The 18,563-nt window shown below is 65.5% G+C and carries 19 protein-coding genes; 11 read left to right on the top strand and 8 right to left on the bottom strand.

Annotated features, from left to right (window positions below):
* Positions 1-67: 67 nt before the first annotated feature.
* Positions 68-913: a DUF2382 domain-containing protein gene (locus tag J7I84_RS03110; protein WP_214940515.1), complete on the bottom strand. Its 846-nt coding sequence runs from the start codon at positions 911-913 to the stop codon at positions 68-70.
* 261 nt (positions 914-1,174) lie between these two features.
* Here J7I84_RS03110 and J7I84_RS03105 point away from each other — a divergent pair, with 261 nt between their 5' ends.
* Together J7I84_RS03105 and J7I84_RS03100 are read left to right on the top strand one after the other, a co-directional pair.
* Positions 1,175-2,332: a glycosyltransferase family 1 protein gene (locus tag J7I84_RS03105; protein ID WP_214940513.1), complete on the top strand. Its 1,158-nt coding sequence runs from the start codon at positions 1,175-1,177 to the stop codon at positions 2,330-2,332.
* The gene (locus tag J7I84_RS03100) at positions 2,329-3,699 is read left to right on the top strand and encodes a UDP-glucose/GDP-mannose dehydrogenase family protein (RefSeq protein ID WP_214940511.1); all 1,371 of its coding nucleotides are present in this window, start codon (positions 2,329-2,331) and stop codon (positions 3,697-3,699) included. The genes J7I84_RS03105 and J7I84_RS03100 overlap by 4 nt, the downstream gene beginning before the upstream one ends.
* Positions 3,700-3,702: 3 nt before the next feature.
* Here the strand turns inward: J7I84_RS03100 and J7I84_RS03095 are convergent, their stop codons facing one another.
* A complete protein-coding gene (locus tag J7I84_RS03095; RefSeq protein ID WP_214940507.1) occupies positions 3,703-4,566 on the bottom strand; it encodes an HAD hydrolase family protein in 864 nt (287 codons plus the stop codon).
* Positions 4,567-4,766: 200 nt separating this feature from the next.
* On the opposite strand from J7I84_RS03095, the gene J7I84_RS03090 reads away from it, so the two are divergent.
* Both J7I84_RS03090 and J7I84_RS03085 read left to right on the top strand, forming a co-directional pair.
* Positions 4,767-5,036, top strand: coding sequence for a GlsB/YeaQ/YmgE family stress response membrane protein (locus tag J7I84_RS03090; RefSeq protein ID WP_214940505.1), 270 nt, complete (start codon positions 4,767-4,769; stop codon positions 5,034-5,036).
* 157 nt (positions 5,037-5,193) lie between these two features.
* Positions 5,194-7,365: a bifunctional diguanylate cyclase/phosphodiesterase gene (locus tag J7I84_RS03085; RefSeq protein ID WP_251046003.1), complete on the top strand. Its 2,172-nt coding sequence runs from the start codon at positions 5,194-5,196 to the stop codon at positions 7,363-7,365.
* An 18-nt stretch (positions 7,366-7,383) separates the two neighbouring features.
* Here J7I84_RS03085 and J7I84_RS03080 read toward each other — a convergent pair whose 3' ends face one another.
* Positions 7,384-7,764 (bottom strand): hypothetical protein, encoded by a 381-nt coding sequence (locus J7I84_RS03080; RefSeq protein WP_214940503.1) that lies wholly within the window; start codon positions 7,762-7,764, stop codon positions 7,384-7,386.
* A gap of 224 nt (positions 7,765-7,988) precedes the next feature.
* Between J7I84_RS03080 and J7I84_RS03075 the strand changes: the two genes are divergently transcribed.
* The gene (locus J7I84_RS03075) at positions 7,989-8,540 is read left to right on the top strand and encodes a dihydrofolate reductase family protein (RefSeq protein ID WP_214940501.1); all 552 of its coding nucleotides are present in this window, start codon (positions 7,989-7,991) and stop codon (positions 8,538-8,540) included.
* A gap of 34 nt (positions 8,541-8,574) precedes the next feature.
* On the opposite strand, the gene J7I84_RS03070 is transcribed toward J7I84_RS03075, so the two are convergent.
* Positions 8,575-8,925 (bottom strand): hypothetical protein, encoded by a 351-nt coding sequence (locus J7I84_RS03070; protein ID WP_214940499.1) that lies wholly within the window; start codon positions 8,923-8,925, stop codon positions 8,575-8,577.
* 54 nt (positions 8,926-8,979) lie between these two features.
* Positions 8,980-9,933 (bottom strand): homocysteine S-methyltransferase, encoded by a 954-nt coding sequence (gene mmuM, locus J7I84_RS03065; protein ID WP_214940497.1) that lies wholly within the window; start codon positions 9,931-9,933, stop codon positions 8,980-8,982.
* Between the two features lie 116 nt (positions 9,934-10,049).
* Here mmuM and J7I84_RS03060 point away from each other — a divergent pair, with 116 nt between their 5' ends.
* From J7I84_RS03060 to J7I84_RS03050, 3 genes are read left to right on the top strand one after another with little or no spacing between them, the layout of a single operon-like run.
* On the top strand, positions 10,050-10,499 hold the full coding sequence (locus tag J7I84_RS03060) for a hypothetical protein (RefSeq protein WP_214940496.1): 450 nt from the start codon (positions 10,050-10,052) through the stop codon (positions 10,497-10,499).
* A complete protein-coding gene (locus tag J7I84_RS03055) occupies positions 10,496-11,245 on the top strand; it encodes a cyclase family protein (protein WP_214940494.1) in 750 nt (249 codons plus the stop codon). The genes J7I84_RS03060 and J7I84_RS03055 overlap by 4 nt, the downstream gene beginning before the upstream one ends.
* A gap of 30 nt (positions 11,246-11,275) precedes the next feature.
* Positions 11,276-12,052: an IclR family transcriptional regulator gene (locus J7I84_RS03050; protein WP_214940492.1), complete on the top strand. Its 777-nt coding sequence runs from the start codon at positions 11,276-11,278 to the stop codon at positions 12,050-12,052.
* A 17-nt stretch (positions 12,053-12,069) separates the two neighbouring features.
* Here J7I84_RS03050 and J7I84_RS03045 read toward each other — a convergent pair whose 3' ends face one another.
* Positions 12,070-12,843, bottom strand: coding sequence for an IclR family transcriptional regulator C-terminal domain-containing protein (locus J7I84_RS03045; protein WP_214940490.1), 774 nt, complete (start codon positions 12,841-12,843; stop codon positions 12,070-12,072).
* 142 nt (positions 12,844-12,985) lie between these two features.
* The gene (locus J7I84_RS03040; RefSeq protein WP_214940488.1) at positions 12,986-14,425 is read right to left on the bottom strand and encodes an amino acid permease; all 1,440 of its coding nucleotides are present in this window, start codon (positions 14,423-14,425) and stop codon (positions 12,986-12,988) included.
* A gap of 289 nt (positions 14,426-14,714) precedes the next feature.
* Here J7I84_RS03040 and J7I84_RS03035 point away from each other — a divergent pair, with 289 nt between their 5' ends.
* Positions 14,715-15,767, top strand: a complete 1,053-nt coding sequence (locus tag J7I84_RS03035) for a homoserine dehydrogenase (protein WP_214940486.1) — start codon at positions 14,715-14,717, stop codon at positions 15,765-15,767.
* Positions 15,760-17,169 carry an aldehyde dehydrogenase family protein gene (locus J7I84_RS03030; RefSeq protein ID WP_214940484.1) on the top strand — a complete coding sequence of 470 codons (1,410 nt, stop codon included), beginning with the start codon at positions 15,760-15,762 and terminating at the stop codon, positions 17,167-17,169. Before J7I84_RS03035 ends, J7I84_RS03030 begins: the two co-directional genes overlap by 8 nt.
* 108 nt (positions 17,170-17,277) lie before the next feature.
* Here the strand turns inward: J7I84_RS03030 and J7I84_RS03025 are convergent, their stop codons facing one another.
* The gene (locus J7I84_RS03025) at positions 17,278-17,739 is read right to left on the bottom strand and encodes an Lrp/AsnC family transcriptional regulator (protein WP_214940482.1); all 462 of its coding nucleotides are present in this window, start codon (positions 17,737-17,739) and stop codon (positions 17,278-17,280) included.
* A 124-nt stretch (positions 17,740-17,863) separates the two neighbouring features.
* On the opposite strand from J7I84_RS03025, the gene J7I84_RS03020 reads away from it, so the two are divergent.
* On the top strand, positions 17,864-18,553 hold the full coding sequence (locus tag J7I84_RS03020; protein WP_311381054.1) for an HAD hydrolase-like protein: 690 nt from the start codon (positions 17,864-17,866) through the stop codon (positions 18,551-18,553).
* Positions 18,554-18,563 lie beyond the last annotated feature (10 nt).

Genomic DNA, 18,563 nt, shown 5'->3' with positions numbered 1-18,563 from the left:
GTATCAGGGCCACCTGATTCGCTCAGCGTGGGCCCCCGGAACTGGAGGCCGAGGCCCCCGTCCCGGATCAGCGACGGGTGTCGCCGTCTGTTTCGATGTTTTCCTTGCGGACTTCCTCGTTGACCGTGACGTCGTCGCGGACAACTTCCTTGTCCAGCCGGACCCGCTCCACGGGGACAGCTTCCTTCTGCACTACCGGGCGCTCCTCGTGGAGGATCACCTCGTGCTCTTCTTCGCTGATGGCAGGTCCGTCGAGGGCGGCACCGCGGTTGGCGTCCGTGATGGGCTCACGCTCGATCCGGACTTCCTCACGCTCCACCGGGATCGTCTTGGTGACATTCTCAGTGGTGACGTACTTGCGCAGACGTGCCCGGCCGGTGGCCTCGCGTTCCTTGCCCACGTGCAGCTGTTCCTCGGAACGCGTCATGGCGTCGTCCGTGGTGGGGCCGGACGTGTCGTGGCCAACCGTTCCACGCGTGGTGTCACGATCGTTGCCTGCGCCGAGCCCGGTGGTGGGGGTGCCTGCGTTGAGGTCGGCGTCGCCCTGCAGGTCGACGTCCCCTGCGGCACCGGAGCGGGCCTCGGTGTAGGTCCGTGCGCCTCGCTCGTAGTAGGTGTACAGCCGGTCCTCTTCCTCAGGGGTGAGGTGGCCGTCGGCATCCACGCGGGGAGCGTCCTTGACGTGCTCCTTGCTGAAGGGAACCACCAGGTCTTCGCCCTGGTTGTGCGCACCCTCAACTGGAACAAAGGACTCGGAAGTACCGAAGAGGCCCGTCTTTACGGTGACCCAAGTGGGCTCGCCCGTATCGTCGTCTGCGTACAGCTGGCCGATCGAACCGATTTTCGTGCCGTCGGAACCGACGACGTTGCCGCCCTTGGTGAGCAGGTTTTCAAGGTTTTCCCTGGTAAGCATGACGTCTCCTCTGGATGGTCGTTGCACTGGGTCTGCCAGCAATGGATGTTCCGGACCGGGGCTTTCTCCCGTCGTCCGGCTTCCGGCCCCGGCTGCTTGAGGCCCTGCGCTGACTGCCCCACTACCGTAAGCATGCTTAGCATCAAATGCAAAGCCTGCTTAGTAATTTTTTTTGGCGCCGGGTCAGCTGTTCACCCGGCCTTCTCCTCCGGGTAACGCTTTTTCCCCCGCCATTTCAAGGACGACGCCCAGGGTGGAGGGGTGAGGATCGCAATCGTCGCCGAGTCATTCCTGCCGTTGATGAACGGTGTCACCCATTCAATCCTTCGGGTCCTGGACCATCTCCAGGAGCGGGGCGACGACGTCCTCGTCATCGCCCCGTCGGCCCAGGATGGGGCGGCGCCCGGCCAGGTCAAGGGGGCGGAAGTCCACCGACTGCCGTCGGTCCCGTTGGCCGGCTACACGAACGTGCGGGTAGCACTGGGAGGTGTGTACCGGGTCAAGCGAATCCTTGCCGAGTACGCGCCCGACGTTGTGCATCTTGCCTCGCCATTCGTCCTGGGCTGGCGGGCCGCCCAGGCGGCGTACCAGCTTGGCATCCCCACCGTGGCCATCTACCAGACCGAAGTTCCCAGCTACGCCGCCCGGTACGGCGTTCCCTTCCTGGAGAACTGGGCCTGGAACAGGGTGGAGAACATCCATCTGCTGGCCTCACGCACGTTGGTGCCCTCCACGTTCGCGCTGAACCAGTTGCGCGGCCGGGGCATCCCGCGGGTGCGGATGTGGCGCCGTGGCGTGGACACCGCGCGGTTTTCGCCGGAAAAGCGCGACGACGGCTGGCGGGCATCGGTCGCCCCGGACGGTGAACGGATCATCGGCTATGTGGGCCGCCTGGCCGTGGAAAAGCAGGTGGAAGACCTTGCCTCCCTCGCCGGAATACCCGGCTCGAAGCTGGTGATCGTGGGCGACGGACCCCAGCGGGCAGCGCTGGAGGCTGCGCTCCCCCGTGCGGCGTTCACGGGCTTCCTGGGCGGTGACGATCTGCCGCGAGCGGTGGCATCGTTCGACCTGTTCGTCCATCCCGGCGAGTTCGAAACCTTCTGCCAAACCATCCAGGAGGCCATGGCGTCGGGCGTTCCGGTGGTGGCCACGGGCCGGGGCGGGCCCTTGGACCTGGTGGAAAATTCGCGCACCGGGTGGCTGTACGAACCGGGCGACCTGTCCGCCATGCGTGCCCGGGTGCTGGACCTGATGGGCGATGACGCTAAACGCCGGGCATTTGCCGCCACAGCGCATGCATCGGTGCAGGACAAAACCTGGCCTGCCCTCTGCACGGAATTGGTGCAGCACTACTCGGATGTCATCGCGGCGGCGCCTTCAGCCGCGCAGAAAGCCTCAAAGGCAGGAGCATCATCATGAAAATATCCGTGATCGGATGCGGTTACCTGGGCGCTGTCCACGCGGCAACCCTGGCATCCATGGGCCACACCGTGGTGGGCATCGACATCGACCCCGGCAAAATAGCACAGCTGGCACAGGGCGCGGCACCGTTCCACGAACCCGGACTGGATGAGCTCCTCCGGGACGGCATCGCCACCGGACGGCTGAGGTTCACCACCGATCCCGCCGCAGCAGGAGGCGCACAAGTGCACTTCCTGTGCGTGGGGACGCCGCAGGACAAGACGTCCGACGCCGCCGACCTCACCTTCCTGGTCTCCGCAACGGAAGCGCTGTTGCCGCACCTGGCTGCAGGCGCCGTCGTCGTGGGCAAATCAACGGTGCCCGTTGGCACCGTTGACATGCTGCGTGGTGTCCTGGCTTCGCGGCCGGACGTGCTGCTCGGCTGGAACCCCGAGTTCCTGCGACAGGGCACTGCCGTCAAGGACTCGCTGGTCCCGGACCGGCTGGTCTACGGCGTGGACGGCGGCCGGACCGGCGCCTTCAACCTGTCCACCGGTGCACCCCTGGGGGTGGCAGCAGCGCTGGACGCCGTGTACGAACCGTTGCTGGCCGCCGGGATTCCGCGTCTGGTGTGCAACTTCGCCACGGCGGAACTGATCAAGTCGGCGGCCAACGCATACCTGGCCACCAAGGTCAGCTTCATCAACGCGGTGGCGGAATTGTGCGATGCTGCGGGCGCTGATATCACCGAGCTCAGTGAGGCGATGGGGCTGGACCCGCGGATCGGCAGCCGGTACCTCCATGCCGGGCTTGGTTTCGGCGGCGGGTGCCTGCCCAAGGACATCCGCAGCTTCCGCATCCAGGCTGCCACCCTGGGCGTGCCCGCGGTGGAGGACTGGATGCACTTGGTCGATGCCGTGAACCTGGGCCAGCGTCAACGCACGGTGGGCCTGGCGGAGGAGCTGTGCGGCGGGACGGTGGCTGGGCGTTCCATTGCCGTGCTGGGTGCCTCCTTCAAACCTGATACCGACGATATCCGCGATTCCCCGGCACTGGATGTGGCGGACCGGCTGGCCGCTGCCGGGGCCCACGTCACGGTCACTGACCCCAAGGCGGTGAACCTTGCCTGGCGCCGCTACCCGCGCCTCCGCTTCGAAGCCTCCGCGGCGCGCGCACTCCAGGACGCTGAGCTGGTGCTGCTCCTCACCGAGTGGGACGAGTACCGGCAACTGTGCCCCGCCGCGGCCGGGCAGCAAGTACGACGGCGGGTGGTCCTGGACGCGCGGAATGTGCTGGATGCAGCGGCGTGGGAGGACCAGGGCTGGGTGGTGCGCGGGCTCGGCACGTCCGCTGCTGCTTCGACCGCGGCAGCCGCCGCGCATTGAGCCCTACCCCAGGAGCCCCAACTCTGCGAAGGCCAGCGCAACGCCGCCGCCGGCCGGCGCGGCCGTAGTCCTGTCCGCCACAGCAAGAACGGCAGGGTGGCCGCCCTCCACGGCAATGCCCACGCCGGCGTATTCGAGCATCTCAATGTCATTGGCGCTGTCGCCGATGGCCACGATGTCCGCCCGGTCCAGGCCGAGCCGGGCCTCCACCACCTGGATGCCCACGGCCTTGTGGATGCCTGCCATGTAGATCTCCCCCGCACGGTCGCCCAGCGCCGACAGGGAACTGGGGATCAGCCCCACCCCGGGGCCGAAGGCCTCCATCAGGCGGGCCAGCGGCACCGGTGAATCGAAGCAGGAGATCTTGGCGTATGACGTAGCGCGGAGATCGTCGCTGTACTGCATGGGCCCGAGGATGTCCTCCAGTGGGTCCACGTCCGTGCTGAGGACGCCATCGTGCCGTGCCCGGCCGGCAAAGATCGGCCCAAGGACCTCCCGGAGCCGCCGGTCCACGCCCGTGCGGCCATGCAGCGCCTCGGGTGCTTCCAGGATGTAGGCGGCACCGTACGCGTCGAGCGTTTCCACGATGTGTGCGGCCACCTCCGGCTCAAAACGCGCATCCTTGAGGACTTCGCCGGCAACCTCCACCCTGGCGCCGGCACCCGTGATGGTGCCGTCGAAGCCCACCTCCAGGATGTGCCCGGGGACCATGGACAGGGGACGCCCGGTGCAGACGAACACGAGGTGGCCGCGTTGGCGTGCGGTCCGGACGGCATCAACGTGCGCCTCCGGGGCAAGGCCGTGGTCGGCGTAGGTGCCATCAATGTCGAGGAAGATCGCTCGCCGCCGCTGGGCCTGGGTGGACATGCCGGAGCTCCTTCATCAGCTGCAGGGACACCCAATCCTATCGGCAGCCGCTTTTTCCAGCCGACAAAGTTCTACTATATTCGGGCCAAACTGACAGTCATCCTGTGATAATCAAGGCCTTGCAGAGTAGTAAGCCTGCTGATTGAATAAAGGAACCGGAAATGGGGGCCCGGCACAACTTACTGACAAGGAGTGGCAACATGGGCATTATCGGTTTTCTCATTTTGGGCCTGATTGCTGGAGCCATTGCAAAGGCCATCCTGCCGGGCCGCCAAGGCGGTGGCTGGGTGATCACCATGGTCCTCGGCGTTGTTGGGGCCATCTTGGGCGGCTGGATCGGATCACTGATCTTTGGCGGCGGACTGGCGGAGTTCTTCGACCTCAGGACCTGGCTGCTGGCGATCCTCGGCTCGATCATCGTGCTGCTGATCTACGGCGCCGTCACCAACCGCAGCGGCCGCCGGGTGTAGCCGTTTCACTAAAGTCAATTGTAAGAGGCGCCGGACTCCAAAAAGGAGGCCGGCGCTTTTTACGTCCGGCGCCAGGTTCGTGTGGAATAAATCCGACGTCACGGGTACACCCCCCAATTTCCCCCTGCGGCCTTTATGATTGCGAAGGGGTGGTGTGATGACCGGTTTTTCAGGCCGTGAAAACAATGTGGCATTACAGACTTTTGGCGTCGTCATGGATGCAAGCCCGGATGCACTCCTGGCACTGGGCGCCGACGGCACCGTCCTGGCGGGAAATGCCGCAGCGGCACGGCTGTTCGCCCTGCAGCAGGACGCCTTCCCCGGCCTGGACCACCGGCTGCTGATCGGAGAGGGCTGCCGCGACGAGGTGGCCCAGCTGCTGCACCAGCTCCTCACCCAGCCGCAGGAGCATCCACCGCCGCGGGAAATCATCGCCCTGCGCAGGGACGGAACCGAGTTCCCCATTGAACTGGCCGGTGCGCTTCTCCCCCGGCACGATCCGGCCGGCACTGCCCAGGCGGCATCCGGAAAGACGGGCCCGGCAAGCCCACGGCTGCTGCTCTCCGCCCGCGGGACCGGTCACCGCAAGACGGGCGCCGCAAACCTCAGCGAGGCCATGTCGCTGCTGACGGCCACCCTTGAATCAACCGCGGACGGCATCCTTGTGATCGGCAATGACGGCAGCGTGACCGGATTCAACGACCAGTTCCTCGCCATGTGGCGTATCCCGCCCGAGCTCATGGAAGGCGACACCGAGGAACCGGTAATGCAGCTCATCGTGGAGCAGGTGGCCGACCCCGTGGCCTTCACCGCCCGGCTGGGCGAACTCCAGGAGGACCCGGCCGCCGAAAGCCACGATGTTGTGGAATTCCGTGACGGCCGTACCTTCGAAAGGTATTCCCGCCCACAGCGGGTAGGCGAAAAAATCGTGGGCCGGGTATGGAGCTTCCGCGACGTGACGCCGCGGCGGAAGGCGCAGGAGCAGGCGCACCGGGCCATGATGGACCTTGCAGTCCAGGCTGAAAAACTGCGCGCCATGGCATTCCAGGATCCGCTGACCGGGCTCGCCAACCGGGCCGTGTTCAACGACGCCCTTGCCGAATCGCTGCAGGAACCCCGGCTGAAGACAGTGGATGTCCTGCTCCTTGACCTGGACGACTTCAAGGAAGTCAACGATATCCTTGGCCACCAGGCGGGAGACGACATGCTCATCGAAGTGGCACGCCGGCTCCGCGGCTGCGTCCCCACCGCCGACGTCGTGGCCCGTCTGGGCGGTGACGAGTTCGTGGTGCTCCTGACTGCCAGCCCCGATGCCGATGCGATCGCCGCATGCATCGTGCGCTGCCTGCACGTCCCCGTGACCATCAACGGCACTGTCCTCCGTCCCAGCCTGAGCCTGGGGCTCGCCTCCCTTGGCCAGGACAGCGTGGGCCCCTCCGAACTGCTCCGGCATGCAGACATTGCGATGTATGCTGCCAAGGCTGCCGGCAAGAACCGGTTCCTGCGTTTCCACCCGGACATGATGCAGGCGCTGGTGCAGCGGACGCACATGGAAAGCGGGCTGCAGCTGGCCGTACCCCGCGGCGAAATTACCGTGGACTTCCAGCCGATCGTCTCGCACCGCATGGGCCAGGTGGTCCAGCTGGAGGCGCTGGCCAGGTGGGACAGGGACGGCGAGCGGGTTCCGCCGTCGATCTTTATTCCACTCGCGGAGCGCACCGGGCTGATCGGCGAGATCGGCGCCGAAGTGATGGCCAGCGGAATGGTGCAGCTGGCCCGTTGGCTCAGCGAGGATCCGTCGCGCTCCCTGGCCGTGAACGTCTCCGGCGTCCAGCTGCAGGAACCTCACTTCGCCGAGAGCGTCCTCCGGCTTGCGGAAGCGAGCGGCGTGGCCCCCTACCAGCTGGTCCTGGAAGTGACCGAGAGCGTGTTCTTCGACGCCGACTGCAGCCTGATCCAGCAACTCAGCGCGCTGCGGGACGCCGGCGCCCGGGTGGCGCTGGATGATTTTGGCACCGGCTACTCCTCGCTGGGCCGGCTTCAGGACCTGCCCGTGGATACAGTCAAGATCGATAAGACCTTTGTGTCCATGGTGCGGACCGGCAACGAGCGCCTGCCCATCCTCAGCTCCATGATCAACATGGCTCACAGCCTGGGCCTGACCGTGACAGCGGAAGGGATCGAGACGGCGGCGCAGGCGGACTACCTGACGGCGCTGGAGTGTGATTCGCTGCAGGGCTACCTGTTTTCACTGCCGGAGCCCGGCGACAGGCTTGGCCAGGCTTTGCACCACGCGGAAGAGGCCCTCAACGCCCTGAAGGGCAGGTAGGCAGGGCGGCCCCGGGGCCTAGGCCGCTTCCTGGCGGCCGGGGCGCTGCGGCTTGCCCGGTGCCGGCTGGGTGCTTGGGGGCTGTGCGGGCTGGGAGGCTTCCCCGGCGCCGGCAGAAGAATTGGCCATGCCGGAATCCGCGGAGGCGGCGGGTACGGCGGCGCGGTTGCGGCGCCAGCGGCGGACCAGGTCGACGGCGGCGAGCAGCCCTGCGAGGGGAGTCAGCACAGCTGCTGCGTAGACGAACAGCATCCAGGTCAGGGTGGTCAGCGGCGGCTGGTTGTTGTTGAGCAGCGACAGGCCGCCAAGCATGGCGACGACCCAGAACAGCAGGACAGCCGCCAGTACGGCGCCGGCAGGGAAATACTGGTTGGTCACGACTTTTTTCAGGGGTTCCATGCACTTCCTCCTGCCTGGCCGGGGGACGGCAACAGCCGTTCAATGACAAGTATGGGGCCCGGCGGGGGCGAAACCGCGCAAGACGACACGGCGAGTGATGAAGCTAACGTGGCGTCCCGCCGTCGGACGAACTCCGCGCCGGAACCGCTGGCTGAAGAACCCTTCCCGGAAGGGCTCCGGCCGAATACCGTAAAGCCTGTCCGATCATTATTTGGAGGCTTCCCATGCGCAAAGTCACTGCCGGCCTGTTCCACTCCGTGGACGGGGTGGTGTCCGAACCTTTCAAATTCCAGTTCGACAGCTTCGACGACGATCTCGGTGCGGGGTTGACCAGGATGATCAGCGCCGTGGACACGGTTATACTGGGCCGCGTCAGCTACCAGGAGTGGGCCGGTTACTGGCCTAACGCCCCGCAGGACCAGGACTTTGCGGCGTTCATCAACCCGGTGGAGAAGTTCGTCGCGTCGCGCACCCTGACGGAGCCGCTTGAATGGCAGAACTCGCAGCTGATGGACGCGCCGCTTGAGGAGTTCGTGGCCGCGTTGAAGGAGCGCGACGGCGGCGAAATCGCCGTGTGCGGAAGCATCTCCGTGGTGCGGCAACTGCTGTTCGCAGGCCTGCTGGATTCGCTGCAGCTGATGACCCATCCGGTGATCGCCGGCAGTGGCCGCCGGCTGTTCGAGGACGGTGACCCGCTGACCCGCCTTGAACTGCAGGACCAGAAAACCACCAGTAAGGGCAACGTGCTGAGCACCTACGGGGTACGCAGGGAGTAGCTGGGGGCCGCCGGCGGCACTGAACGGCTGTAGGTCAGGCGGCCAGCGGCGCCCCGAAAAGCTCCTCCGCGAGCCGGGCCAAATGGTCCGGGACGTCCGCCTCGGCCCCGTGCTCACCGCGGCCCAGGAAGACGGCGGTGCCGCGGATCCCGTCAAGGTCCAGGCCGCATTCGTGCATCAGCTGCCCGGCGCGGACGTTGACCGGCAGGAGCATGGTGACGCTTTCCGCGTTGAGGTGGACGTGCCAGTCACCGCGGATTACCGACTCGAGGGGCCCGCCCACCAGGGTTTCCAACGCCGGCTGGTCCGCGCCGACCTGCTCCATCCGGATCGGTTCGGAATTGCCTGCCGGTACTACTAGTGCTGTGTAAGTTCTGGTGTCCATCGTTTGTTTCTCCATAGGCTTTAACACCTGTGGAGTCGGCGGTGTTCCCGGCAGCTATGCCTTCCCGGCCAGCCGGGCGATGTCCGCGGGTGTGGTCCGGCAGCACCCGCCCAGGATCCGGGCACCCCGTTCCAGCCAACCGGGGGCACCGGCGGCAAGGCTTGCCGGAGCCCCTCCCCCGGCACCGGCCCCGCCATCTGTCGCCTGGCCCCACGTCTTGGTCCCGGGATCGTAAGTCTCCCCCGAATTGGGGTAGGCAACCAACGGCAGGTCCGTGTGTGCCCGCAGTGCAGCGAGCGCCGGATCAACCAGGCCGAGCGGGACGCAGTTGACCCCCACCGCGGCCACGTGCGGCTGCCCGTCAAGGAGCCGGGCCACTTCGGCGAGCGGGGTTCCGTCACTGATGCGGTCACCGGCGCGCAGGGAAAAGGAAAACCAACTGTCGACGCCGTGTTCCCGGCCGAGTGCCAGCAGGGCCTCCGCCTCGGCAAGGGACGGCAGCGTCTCAAAAGCGAGGAAGTCCACGCCCGCCTTGACCAGCGCAGCAATGCGCCCGGCGTGGAAATCCTCGAACTCCCCCGGCGTCAGGGCATAGTCCCCCCGGTATTCTGATCCATCCGCAAGGTAGGCGCCGTAGGGTCCAACAGATCCCGCTATGAGCAACGGACCGGCGTGCGGATGATCCGCCAGGTACTCCCGCCGCGCTTCATCCGCCAGCCGAACGGACAAAGCAACCAGGTCCACCGCCTCCTGCTCACCGATCCCCCGGGCGGCAAATCCTTGGGGCGTGGCCTGGTAGCTGGCGGTGGTGGCGATGGTGGCCCCTGCCGCGAAGTAGTCGCGGTGGACCTCCCGGATAAGTTCGGGCTTTTCGAGGAGGACTTTGGCAGACCACAGCGGATCATTCAGGTCGCACCCGCGAGCCTCCAGTTCGGTGGCCAGGGCGCCATCGGCAGCCGTAAAGACGTCCTCTTCGACCAAGCGGGACAGGGAAATGCGGGGAGCCATATCAACCTCAGTGCAAGTGAACGTTTTAATCATCATAAACAATTTTTCATGCTTGTAATGAACATCACGGTATGCCACCATGGCTGGCATTGGAGACGACCACAGGAGGAACAGTTGTGAATCTGCAGTTGAACAGGGTCCGCAAGCTCAGGGTCCACTGGCCCATCAGTACGGAGACCTTGAGCCTGATTGCGTCCGGAGATGCCGGCGCCATCCACCAGGACCTGGGCCTTGCCAGGCTCCTGCATGCCGTTGAGCAGCTTCCCGAACTCGGGGATTTTGGCAACTACAAGCATGTCTTTGAGTCCGGCCTCGGATTCGAGGGATTCACCTGCGGCGAAGGGGCAGTGCCGACCCTCGGCAGCGTGGGCGAGCAAACGGTTTCGCCAACGTTCGTCTTCACCACGTATTTTGATGCTGCCTTGGACGACGCAGCGGTGGAACAGGTCATGCAGGCACTGGTGGCCATCCACCCGTGGGAATTGCCGGTCATCGAGGTGACCGGACCTTTGAGCGTTGCCGGCGGCCTGCAATGTGGGGCTCCTTCGACGGCGGCAGCATCATGACCCACACCACCACCGCCGCCTGGCCCGCGCTTCAGTCCGCGCTTGCGGGCAGGACGTTCACGGATCTCACCCACTCCTTCCACCCGGGCCAGCCGCGCTTCGCCGCCTTTCCCGATGAAACCCGGGACGCCCTTTTCGATCTTGGGAACGGCGACGGATTCACCGCCCACCGGTATTCCATCGTTGGGCAGTGGGGCACCCATGTGGACCCCCCGTCCCACTTCATCCGCGGAGGCCGCACCTTGGATCGAATCCCGGTGCAGGACATGATCCTCCCCCTTGTGGTGCTGGACATCACCGAGCGGGTTGACCAGGATGCGGATGCAACCCCTGTCCTGCAGGACGTCCAGGAATGGGAGGACAGGAACGGCACAATTCCCCCGGGATCTTTCGTCGCCTTGAGGACCGGCTGGAGCCGGAGGTGGCCGGATGGGCAGGCCATGGCCAACAGGGGCGCCGACGGTATCAGCCACACTCCTGGCTGGTCCCGGGAAGTGCTCTCCTTCCTTGTCGAGGAACGTAACATCTCCGCCGTCGGGCATGAGCAGACGGACACGGATCCCGGGCTTGCTACATCCCGGGGCGACTTCGGCCTGGAAACGTACATTCTTGCCCAGGACCGGTGGCAGATAGAGCTGTTGGCGGATCTGTCCGGGCTCCCGGAGTCGGGCGCGGTGGTGGTGGCCAGCTGGGCAAAGCCGAGTGAGGGAAGCGGCTTTCCAGCCCGGGTCTTCGCCATCTCCTGACCGCTGCGGTCGGTCATTTAGACTCGGACCATGGTAGGGACAACAAGCATGGGGCGGGGAGTCATGGCGGTGCTTGCCGCCGGGGAGCGCCACGCACGCGGCCTCCCGGGCGGCACGGTTGCCGAGATTGCCGCGGACCTCGACAAGGACCGAAGCCAGGTCTCCCGCAGCCTGCGGACGGCGGAGCAGGAGGGCTTCCTGCAGCGGACGCCCCAGCGCACCTTTGCCCTGGACTGGAGCGTCCTGACGGACGCACACCTGTTAACCCGCCGTCGGCTGCACACCGACGGAGCAGCCGCCTTGGAGCACCTGTCGGGCTTAACCGACGAGGGATGCTTCCTGGGCGTACTCAGCGGCAACAGCACAGTCACCGTGGGCGAATGCATCCCCGCCAGCAGCAGGATGGTCGGCTCATGGCTTGGCCGCCCCTACCCTGCCTACTGCAGCGACGCGGGGCAGGCACTCTTTTGGGAAACCCCCGATGACGAGGTTCGAAAGATGTTCGCCGGCGTGCCTTTCCAACAGCACGGCCCGAATACGCCGGCCGATATTGAAGAATTCCTGGCACGCCTCAAGGACGCGCGGCTGCGAGGCTACTCAATCGTCGACGAGGAAGCGGAACCGGGGCTGTACTCGCTGGCGGTGCCTGTAAGGGACTTCAGGGGCGCGGTAGTGGCCGCGCTGCAGGTGGTGGGCTTGAAGAGCCGCCTCCAGCCCCGGCAAGCCGAGCACGCCCAGGCCCTCCGGCGGGAGGGGGAATGGCTGGAAGCCAGGCTCGGGGGCCAATCGCCAAGCAAGCGTCCATAGGCCCGGCGGGCGTGCAGTTATTGCTCCGGAGCGGGGCCAGCGGATCCCAGCCTGGCCGCAGCCCCGGCAAGGAGCTCCGATACTTCCTCCGTACGGGAATCCAACTCAGGCCGGCTGCCCAGCACACTGAGTGAAGCGAGGATGTTGCCCTGCCGATCCCTGATGGGTAGGGCCACTTCGCTGATGCCGTGCTCAAATTCTTCAACAGCAACGACATAGCCGCGGGGTTTGTCCCTCACCATCAACTCCCAGGCCTCCGCACTGGAATGCGGAGCACCGGGGCCGCCAACGCCGACGAAATTTACCTCGGAGAGCAAGGCCTCGAAACCACGCCGCCTGTGGTCCCACAACAAAGCACGCCCCGACCCGGTGCACCAGGCGGGGGTGACCATCCCAGGCTGGACGAAGCTGCCGGCCTGCGAATCATTGCCGGAGGCCATCAGGAGGATAACCCGGTAGCCTTCGCGGACCGATACCCGGGCCCGCAGCCCCGTTGAGGCCACCAATGCTTCCAATTCCAGCCCGGCGTCCGCTATCCACCCCGCGTTGAGTGTCGCGGCAAGACTGAAGAAGCGGCTTCCCACCCGGAACGGGCCCCGTTCGCGGCGCTCCAGGAGGCCAAGGTCGCACAGCTCCTGCGCCAGGCGGGAAACGCGGCTTTGGTCCATGTCCAGCTCGGCCGCCAGCTGCGTGACGCCCACCAACTGCTTGCCGGCCTTCTCCCGGTCAACCACCAGGCGCACTATCCGCAGTCCCTGCGCCAGTGATGACGCCTCCGGGGAGGTATCCACCCTTGCTGCTCCTTCCGACCGGCAACCAGCCTATCCTCACACGGGCAAAGCGTTGTCGCCCGCGAGGCAACGCCCTGGCCTCACAAACGGGGCCTGGTGCGGACGGATCGTATCTCCGCACCTGGCCCCGAAGGGAGGTCTTTTAGGCCGCCACGCCAAGCCGGGACTTGCGTCCGTGCCTGAGGTGGAAGTAGCCGTAGCAGGCAGCCACGAAAGGTATGCCGAAGTACAAGGCCGCGGCCTGGGCGGGGTCAAAGGCTATGCCCACCAAAGAAACGACGCAGAGGGAAAAAGCCAGGACCGGCACCAGCGGGAAGAGCGGGGCGCGGTAGGCCAAGGTGGAAACGTCCCCGCCGTTCCGGACGAAGGAGCGCCGATGGAAGAAGTGCGAGGCAGTGATGGACATCCACACACCCACCACGGCGAAGCCCGCCACCGATACCAGCGCCAGGTACACCGTCTCCGGGGCGACCACGCTGCTGATGAGTGAGGCCAGCCCGCCGAGCATGCTCACGGAGAGCGCGATCATGGGGATGCCGCGCCCAGTCAGCTTCTTGAGCGCCTGCGGCGCGTGGCCCTCGTCGGCGAGCGAGTAGAGCATCCTGGCGCACGAGAACAAGCCGCTGTTGCCGGCAGACAGCAGCGCCGTGATGATGACGAAGTTCATCAAATCGGCGGCGAAGGGAACACCCGTCGCCGTAAAGACGGTAACGAAGGGGCTCTCGTCAAGCCCGACTTCCTGGTAAGGAATGGTGGCGGCAATGACAGCAATAGCACCGACGAAGAACACGAGGAGGCGGAAGACGGTGCTGCGCATTGCTTTAGGGATGCTCGTGGCGGGGTCCTTCGTCTCACCCGCGGCCACGCCAATGAGTTCTGAGCCGGAAAACGCGTAAAAGACCGCCAGCGCAGTAACGAGGACGCCGGTGAATCCGTTGGGAAACGGTCCGCCGGCGGTGTTGAAGTTTTCGAAGAGGAAGGGATGGGCGCCCGAATCATTCAGCGGGTGGAAACCCAGGAGGGCTGCCCCGCCCAGGACGATGAGCCCGATGATGGCACCGACCTTGGTGATGGCGAACCAGAATTCCGACTCACCGAAGAACCTGGACGATACCGCGTTCAGGCCGAACAGCACCACGGCGAAAACGAGGCACCAGACCCAGACGTCAATGCCGGGAAACCAACGTTGCATGAGCAGGCCCGAGGCCGTGAACTCGGATCCGATGGCCACCGCCCAGCACAGCCAGTAGAGCCAGGCCGTGGCGAACCCGGTAGCGGGACCGATGGACCGGGAGGCGTAGATATGGAATGCGCCTGACACGGGATAGGCGATGGCGAGCTCACCAAGGCAGGCCATGACCAGGTAGACCACGAAGGCGCCGACCAGATACGCGAGGACGGCGCCCAGGGGGCCCGCCTGCGAAATGGTGTAGCCCGAGCTAAGGAACAAGCCGGAGCCGATCACACCGCCCATGGCGATCATGACCAGGTGGCGGGCACCCATGGAGCGGCGCAACCCTGGCTCCGTTGACGGGGGTGCGCCTGGTTCCGGCTTGAGGGTAAGGGGGGTCGAAGATTCCAAGAGATGCCTCCAGTGGGGAAATGGTGGGGAAGGACGGCCGCGGTTCGATTGCCCGTCCTAGAGGAGCTGTTAGCGCGTCGACAGTGACGAAAGTAACACAAATGGGAAGTTTTAGTCATCAAGGTCATATAGAAATGCGAATGTTGCACGTCTGTTGCCGTTACGCCATATGTCGATCTGGATGGTCAATGGTCGATCTGCCGTCCCGATAGGGCGTTTGGGCATGTCTGGACGGACGCCGGTCAGGTTCACGATGGGAGCACCCCATTCACCACTTCGAAGGAGCACCATGACCACCTACGACATCGCACTGATCGGCTTCGGTGGGGTCAACCGGACCCTCGCCGAACTTATCGCCACCCGCGGGGAGAAACTCAGCAGCGAGCTGGGCTTCGGCCTCCGGGTAGTCGCCATTACGGACCTTCGGCTCGGTTCCCTAATCCGGCAGGAGGGAATCGATTTGGATTTGGTCCTGCGCCTTGACCCGGCTGACGGGACGTTCGAGGATCACGGCGGGTCCGCCCAGCCGGACAACGATCGCGTCATCCGGACGTGCCCCGCCGACATCATTTGTGAAGCGACCTTTACTAACCCGGCAACCGGAGAACCAGCGGCCTCCCATGTGCGCTGGGCCCTCGAAGCGGGAAAGAATGTCTGCACCACCAACAAGGGCCCGGTGGCCCTGCATGGCGCGGAGCTGAGCGGTCTCGCGCGGCAGCACGGGCTGCATTTCGAATTTGAGGGCGCCGTCATGAGCGGGACTCCCGTCATCCGGTTCGCCAGGCAACTCTTTCCCGGCCTGGCCCTCAACGGCTTCGAGGGCATCCTTAACGGCACCAGCAACTACGTCCTGGGCCGGATGGAAGAGGGACTCAGCTTTGATGAGTCGGTCCGTGAAGCCCAGATGCTGGGATACGCCGAGGCGGATCCCACAGCCGACATTGACGGTTACGATGTCCAGCTCAAGGTCCTGATCCTTGCAAACGAGCTTTTGGGGGCGGGCCTCGCGCTTGCGGACGTGCAGCGCCAGGGCATCTCGGCGTTGACCCCCGAGGACCTCATCAAGGCAAGGCGCGAGGGCCTGCGATGGAAACTGGTGGGCTCAGCACGGCGGAACCCCGATGGATCCGTCATGGCCTCGGTGGCACCGGCGGCCCTCCCCCTGGACCACGGCCTCGCGGGCGTTTCAGGCGCCAGCAACGCCGTATCGTTCAACACCGACCTCCTCGGCCCGGTGACGGTTTCCGGACCTGGGGCGGGACGGATGGAGACGGCCTACGCCCTGCTGTCAGACATCATTGCCATGCACGGTGCGCGGAACCCGGTGGCTGCAGATGCGTGAGTCGATCCTCGCCCTTGATCATGCAGTAGCCGGCTTCCGCGACGTGGTAAGCCCGTATGACGGCCAGGTGGTGGGCTCAGTCGCCCTGACGCCGCCGGAATCCGTCGACGCGATCGTCTCGGCGGCCCAGGCCGGGGCCGTGCAGGCGCGGGGTTTGTCACGCCATGCCCGGGGGAAAGTCCTGGATGACGCCGCCACCAGGATTGAGGAACGGCGTGCGGAGTTTGCCCTCACCATCACCGCGGAGAGCGGGAAACCGATCCGCCAGGCCCGCAAGGAGGTGCTGCGGGCGGTCAACACCCTGCGACTGTCCGCGGCGGAGGCGCGCCGTAACGCCGGCGAGGTGGTTCCCTTCGATTCCTACGAGGGTTCGGAGGACCGCATGGGATGGTACTCGCGCGAACCGCTGGGGATCATCGCTGCAATCACTCCCTACAACGATCCACTAAACCTGGTGGCGCATAAAGTGGGTCCCGCCATCGCAGGAGGAAACGCCGTCGTCCTCAAGCCATCTGCCCTGACGCCCCTGTCCGCACAGCTGCTCGCGGAGGTACTCAGCGAAGCGGGCCTGCCGCCCGGGGTGCTGACGGTGGTCCACGGGGACAGGGAAGTGGCGGAGGCGGTCGTGGGGAACCGCGGGATCCGCATGGTGTCCTTCACTGGCGGGTTCTCGACCGGGGAGGCCATCGCCAGGACCGCAGGGCTGAAGAAGCTGTCCATGGATCTGGGCGGAAACGCTCCCGTGATCGTCATGGCCGACGCAGACGTTGATGCCGCGGTGGCGGCCTGCGTTTCGGGCGCGTTTTGGGCCGCCGGGCAGAACTGCGTGGGAGTGCAGCGCATCCTCGTGGCCCAGCCCCTGTACCGTGAATTCCGTCAACGCTTCCTGCAGGAGACCTCGCAACTGGTGACAGGCGACCCCGCGAACGAAGCCACGGACGTGGGCCCCATGATCACCGCTGCAGCCGCAGACCAGCTCACTGCAAAGATCGATGCGGCCATCGCTGCCGGAGCCCGGGTCCTGGCAGGCAACATACGGAACGGCAACGTCCTCCATCCCACGGTCCTGGAGAAGGTCGATCCCGGCAGCAGGCTGTGGATGGATGAGGTCTTCGGACCGGCCGTCATGCTCCAGCCGTTCTCCACTTTCGACGAAGCCCTGGAGCTGGCTAACGCCGTCGACTTCAGCCTGCACGCCGGGATCTTCACGCGTTCGCTGGACTCGGCGCTGCAGGCAGCCTCCCGCATCGACGCCGGCGGAGTCATGATCAACGATTCGTCGGACTACCGGTTCGATGGCATGCCGTTCGGCGGATCCAAGTACGGCAGCATGGGCCGCGAAGGCGTCCGCTTCGCCTTCGAAGAGATGACCCAGCCGAAGGTCGTCTGCATCAAGCGATAGGGGTGAAGGGCCCGGCGTTCCCGCCCTGCACTGGAGGCCGGCTTCGGCCGGGTCAGTGGTGGATGCGGCGATTACTGGAGGTGGAACATGGGCGGTTGGCCCACCTTGCTAGCCCGGCAGCACTCCCGCACCCCGCCGGACGTAGTTGGACAGGGTCATCGCCGTGACAGTGTCCGCTACACCGGGAGTTGCCGCTATCTGCTCCCAGATCTCCTGGATCCGTTCAAGGGAACGCGCTTCCACCCGAACCAAGAGATCGAAGTCGCCACTGACCACATCGCACAGGACCACCTCCGGAATGGATTGGAGCACGGCAATGACGTCCGCCCCGCGCACCCTGTCTTTCCGGTAGACCATCAGGAATGCCGAGACGGTGCCCTGTCCGGGGGCACCGGCAACCACGGTGTAACCCTGGATGTATCCCTGCCGTTCCATACGGTCGATACGCTGCCGAACGGCGTTCCGGGAGAGCAGCACCTTCGCCGCCAGCTCCGCATGGCTGATCCTGGCATTGCGCGTCAGCTCCGCCAGGATGCTCTGATCAATCCGGTCAAGACTCGCCCGATCCATGTCCACCCTTCACCGCACGAATTACTAACAGCAGACGCGAGTCGGCCCGGCTCCAGAATGAAAGCTCACAGAGATGATACTTCGGCACCAGCCCTTCCAACGCCGCAGGGCAGCCTTCAGCTGCGTGCTGTTTGACATGGACGGGACGCTCCTGGATTCGGCGCCGGGGGTCACAGCCAGCGCTGCTTCCGCCCTGCATGCCGTTGGGGTGCCGGTCCCACCGGAGACGGACCTGCTCCGGCTGGTGGGACCTCCGATGCTCGAATCCTTCAGGAAGTACTTGGGACACGATGAGGCTGCTGCCCAACGGGCACTGAAGCATTACCGGCAGGCCTACGCTGATGCCGGCGCACAACAGTCGGTTCCGTATGCTGGAATACCGGAAATGCTGGAGTACCTGCGTCTCGCCGGCGTACCGATGGCGGTTGCGACGTCCAAGGCCGAGGACCAGGCGGTCCGGATGGCACGCCGCTTCGGAATGGACCACTATTTCACTGCTATCTGCGGCGCATCGGACCAGGACGGGAGATGGAGCAAGGCGGAGGTCATTGCTGTCGTACTGGAGCGAATGCGTTATGCGAACGTAGACGCTTCAAACCCGGTTATGGTTGGCGACCGCAGCTTTGACGTGGAAGGGGCCAGCGGGCACCGCATTCCCGCCATATTCGCCAGCTGGGGTTACGGCGGTGCCGGGGAGGAAGCAGGAGCCGCGGCCGTTGCCGCCTCACCCGCCGCGGTACTCGCGGCCGTCATGGGTTGGGAAGCAGCACCGGGCATGACTTCCGAGGCGTCGGTGGCGTCGCCTCGTCCATGAAGAGGGCGAC

This window comes from Arthrobacter sp. ISL-85 (genome assembly GCF_018613675.1).
Classification (GTDB): domain Bacteria; phylum Actinomycetota; class Actinomycetes; order Actinomycetales; family Micrococcaceae; genus Arthrobacter.
This window is presented reverse-complemented; position numbering and strand designations above follow the sequence as displayed.

Coding starts and splice junctions, on each gene's coding strand:
- J7I84_RS03035 (WP_214940486.1), top strand. CDS start 14,715: ATGACCACCTACGACATCGCACTGATCGGCTTCGGTGGGGTCAACCGG.
- J7I84_RS03070 (WP_214940499.1), bottom strand. CDS start 8,925: ATGGACACCAGAACTTACACAGCACTAGTAGTACCGGCAGGCAATTCC.
- J7I84_RS03050 (WP_214940492.1), top strand. CDS start 11,276: ATGGTAGGGACAACAAGCATGGGGCGGGGAGTCATGGCGGTGCTTGCC.
- J7I84_RS03110 (WP_214940515.1), bottom strand. CDS start 913: ATGCTTACCAGGGAAAACCTTGAAAACCTGCTCACCAAGGGCGGCAAC.
- J7I84_RS03080 (WP_214940503.1), bottom strand. CDS start 7,764: ATGGAACCCCTGAAAAAAGTCGTGACCAACCAGTATTTCCCTGCCGGC.
- J7I84_RS03025 (WP_214940482.1), bottom strand. CDS start 17,739: ATGGATCGGGCGAGTCTTGACCGGATTGATCAGAGCATCCTGGCGGAG.
- J7I84_RS03100 (WP_214940511.1), top strand. CDS start 2,329: ATGAAAATATCCGTGATCGGATGCGGTTACCTGGGCGCTGTCCACGCG.
- mmuM (WP_214940497.1), bottom strand. CDS start 9,933: ATGGCTCCCCGCATTTCCCTGTCCCGCTTGGTCGAAGAGGACGTCTTT.
- J7I84_RS03095 (WP_214940507.1), bottom strand. CDS start 4,566: ATGTCCACCCAGGCCCAGCGGCGGCGAGCGATCTTCCTCGACATTGAT.
- J7I84_RS03090 (WP_214940505.1), top strand. CDS start 4,767: ATGGGCATTATCGGTTTTCTCATTTTGGGCCTGATTGCTGGAGCCATT.
- J7I84_RS03085 (WP_251046003.1), top strand. CDS start 5,194: ATGACCGGTTTTTCAGGCCGTGAAAACAATGTGGCATTACAGACTTTT.
- J7I84_RS03030 (WP_214940484.1), top strand. CDS start 15,760: ATGCGTGAGTCGATCCTCGCCCTTGATCATGCAGTAGCCGGCTTCCGC.
- J7I84_RS03075 (WP_214940501.1), top strand. CDS start 7,989: ATGCGCAAAGTCACTGCCGGCCTGTTCCACTCCGTGGACGGGGTGGTG.
- J7I84_RS03055 (WP_214940494.1), top strand. CDS start 10,496: ATGACCCACACCACCACCGCCGCCTGGCCCGCGCTTCAGTCCGCGCTT.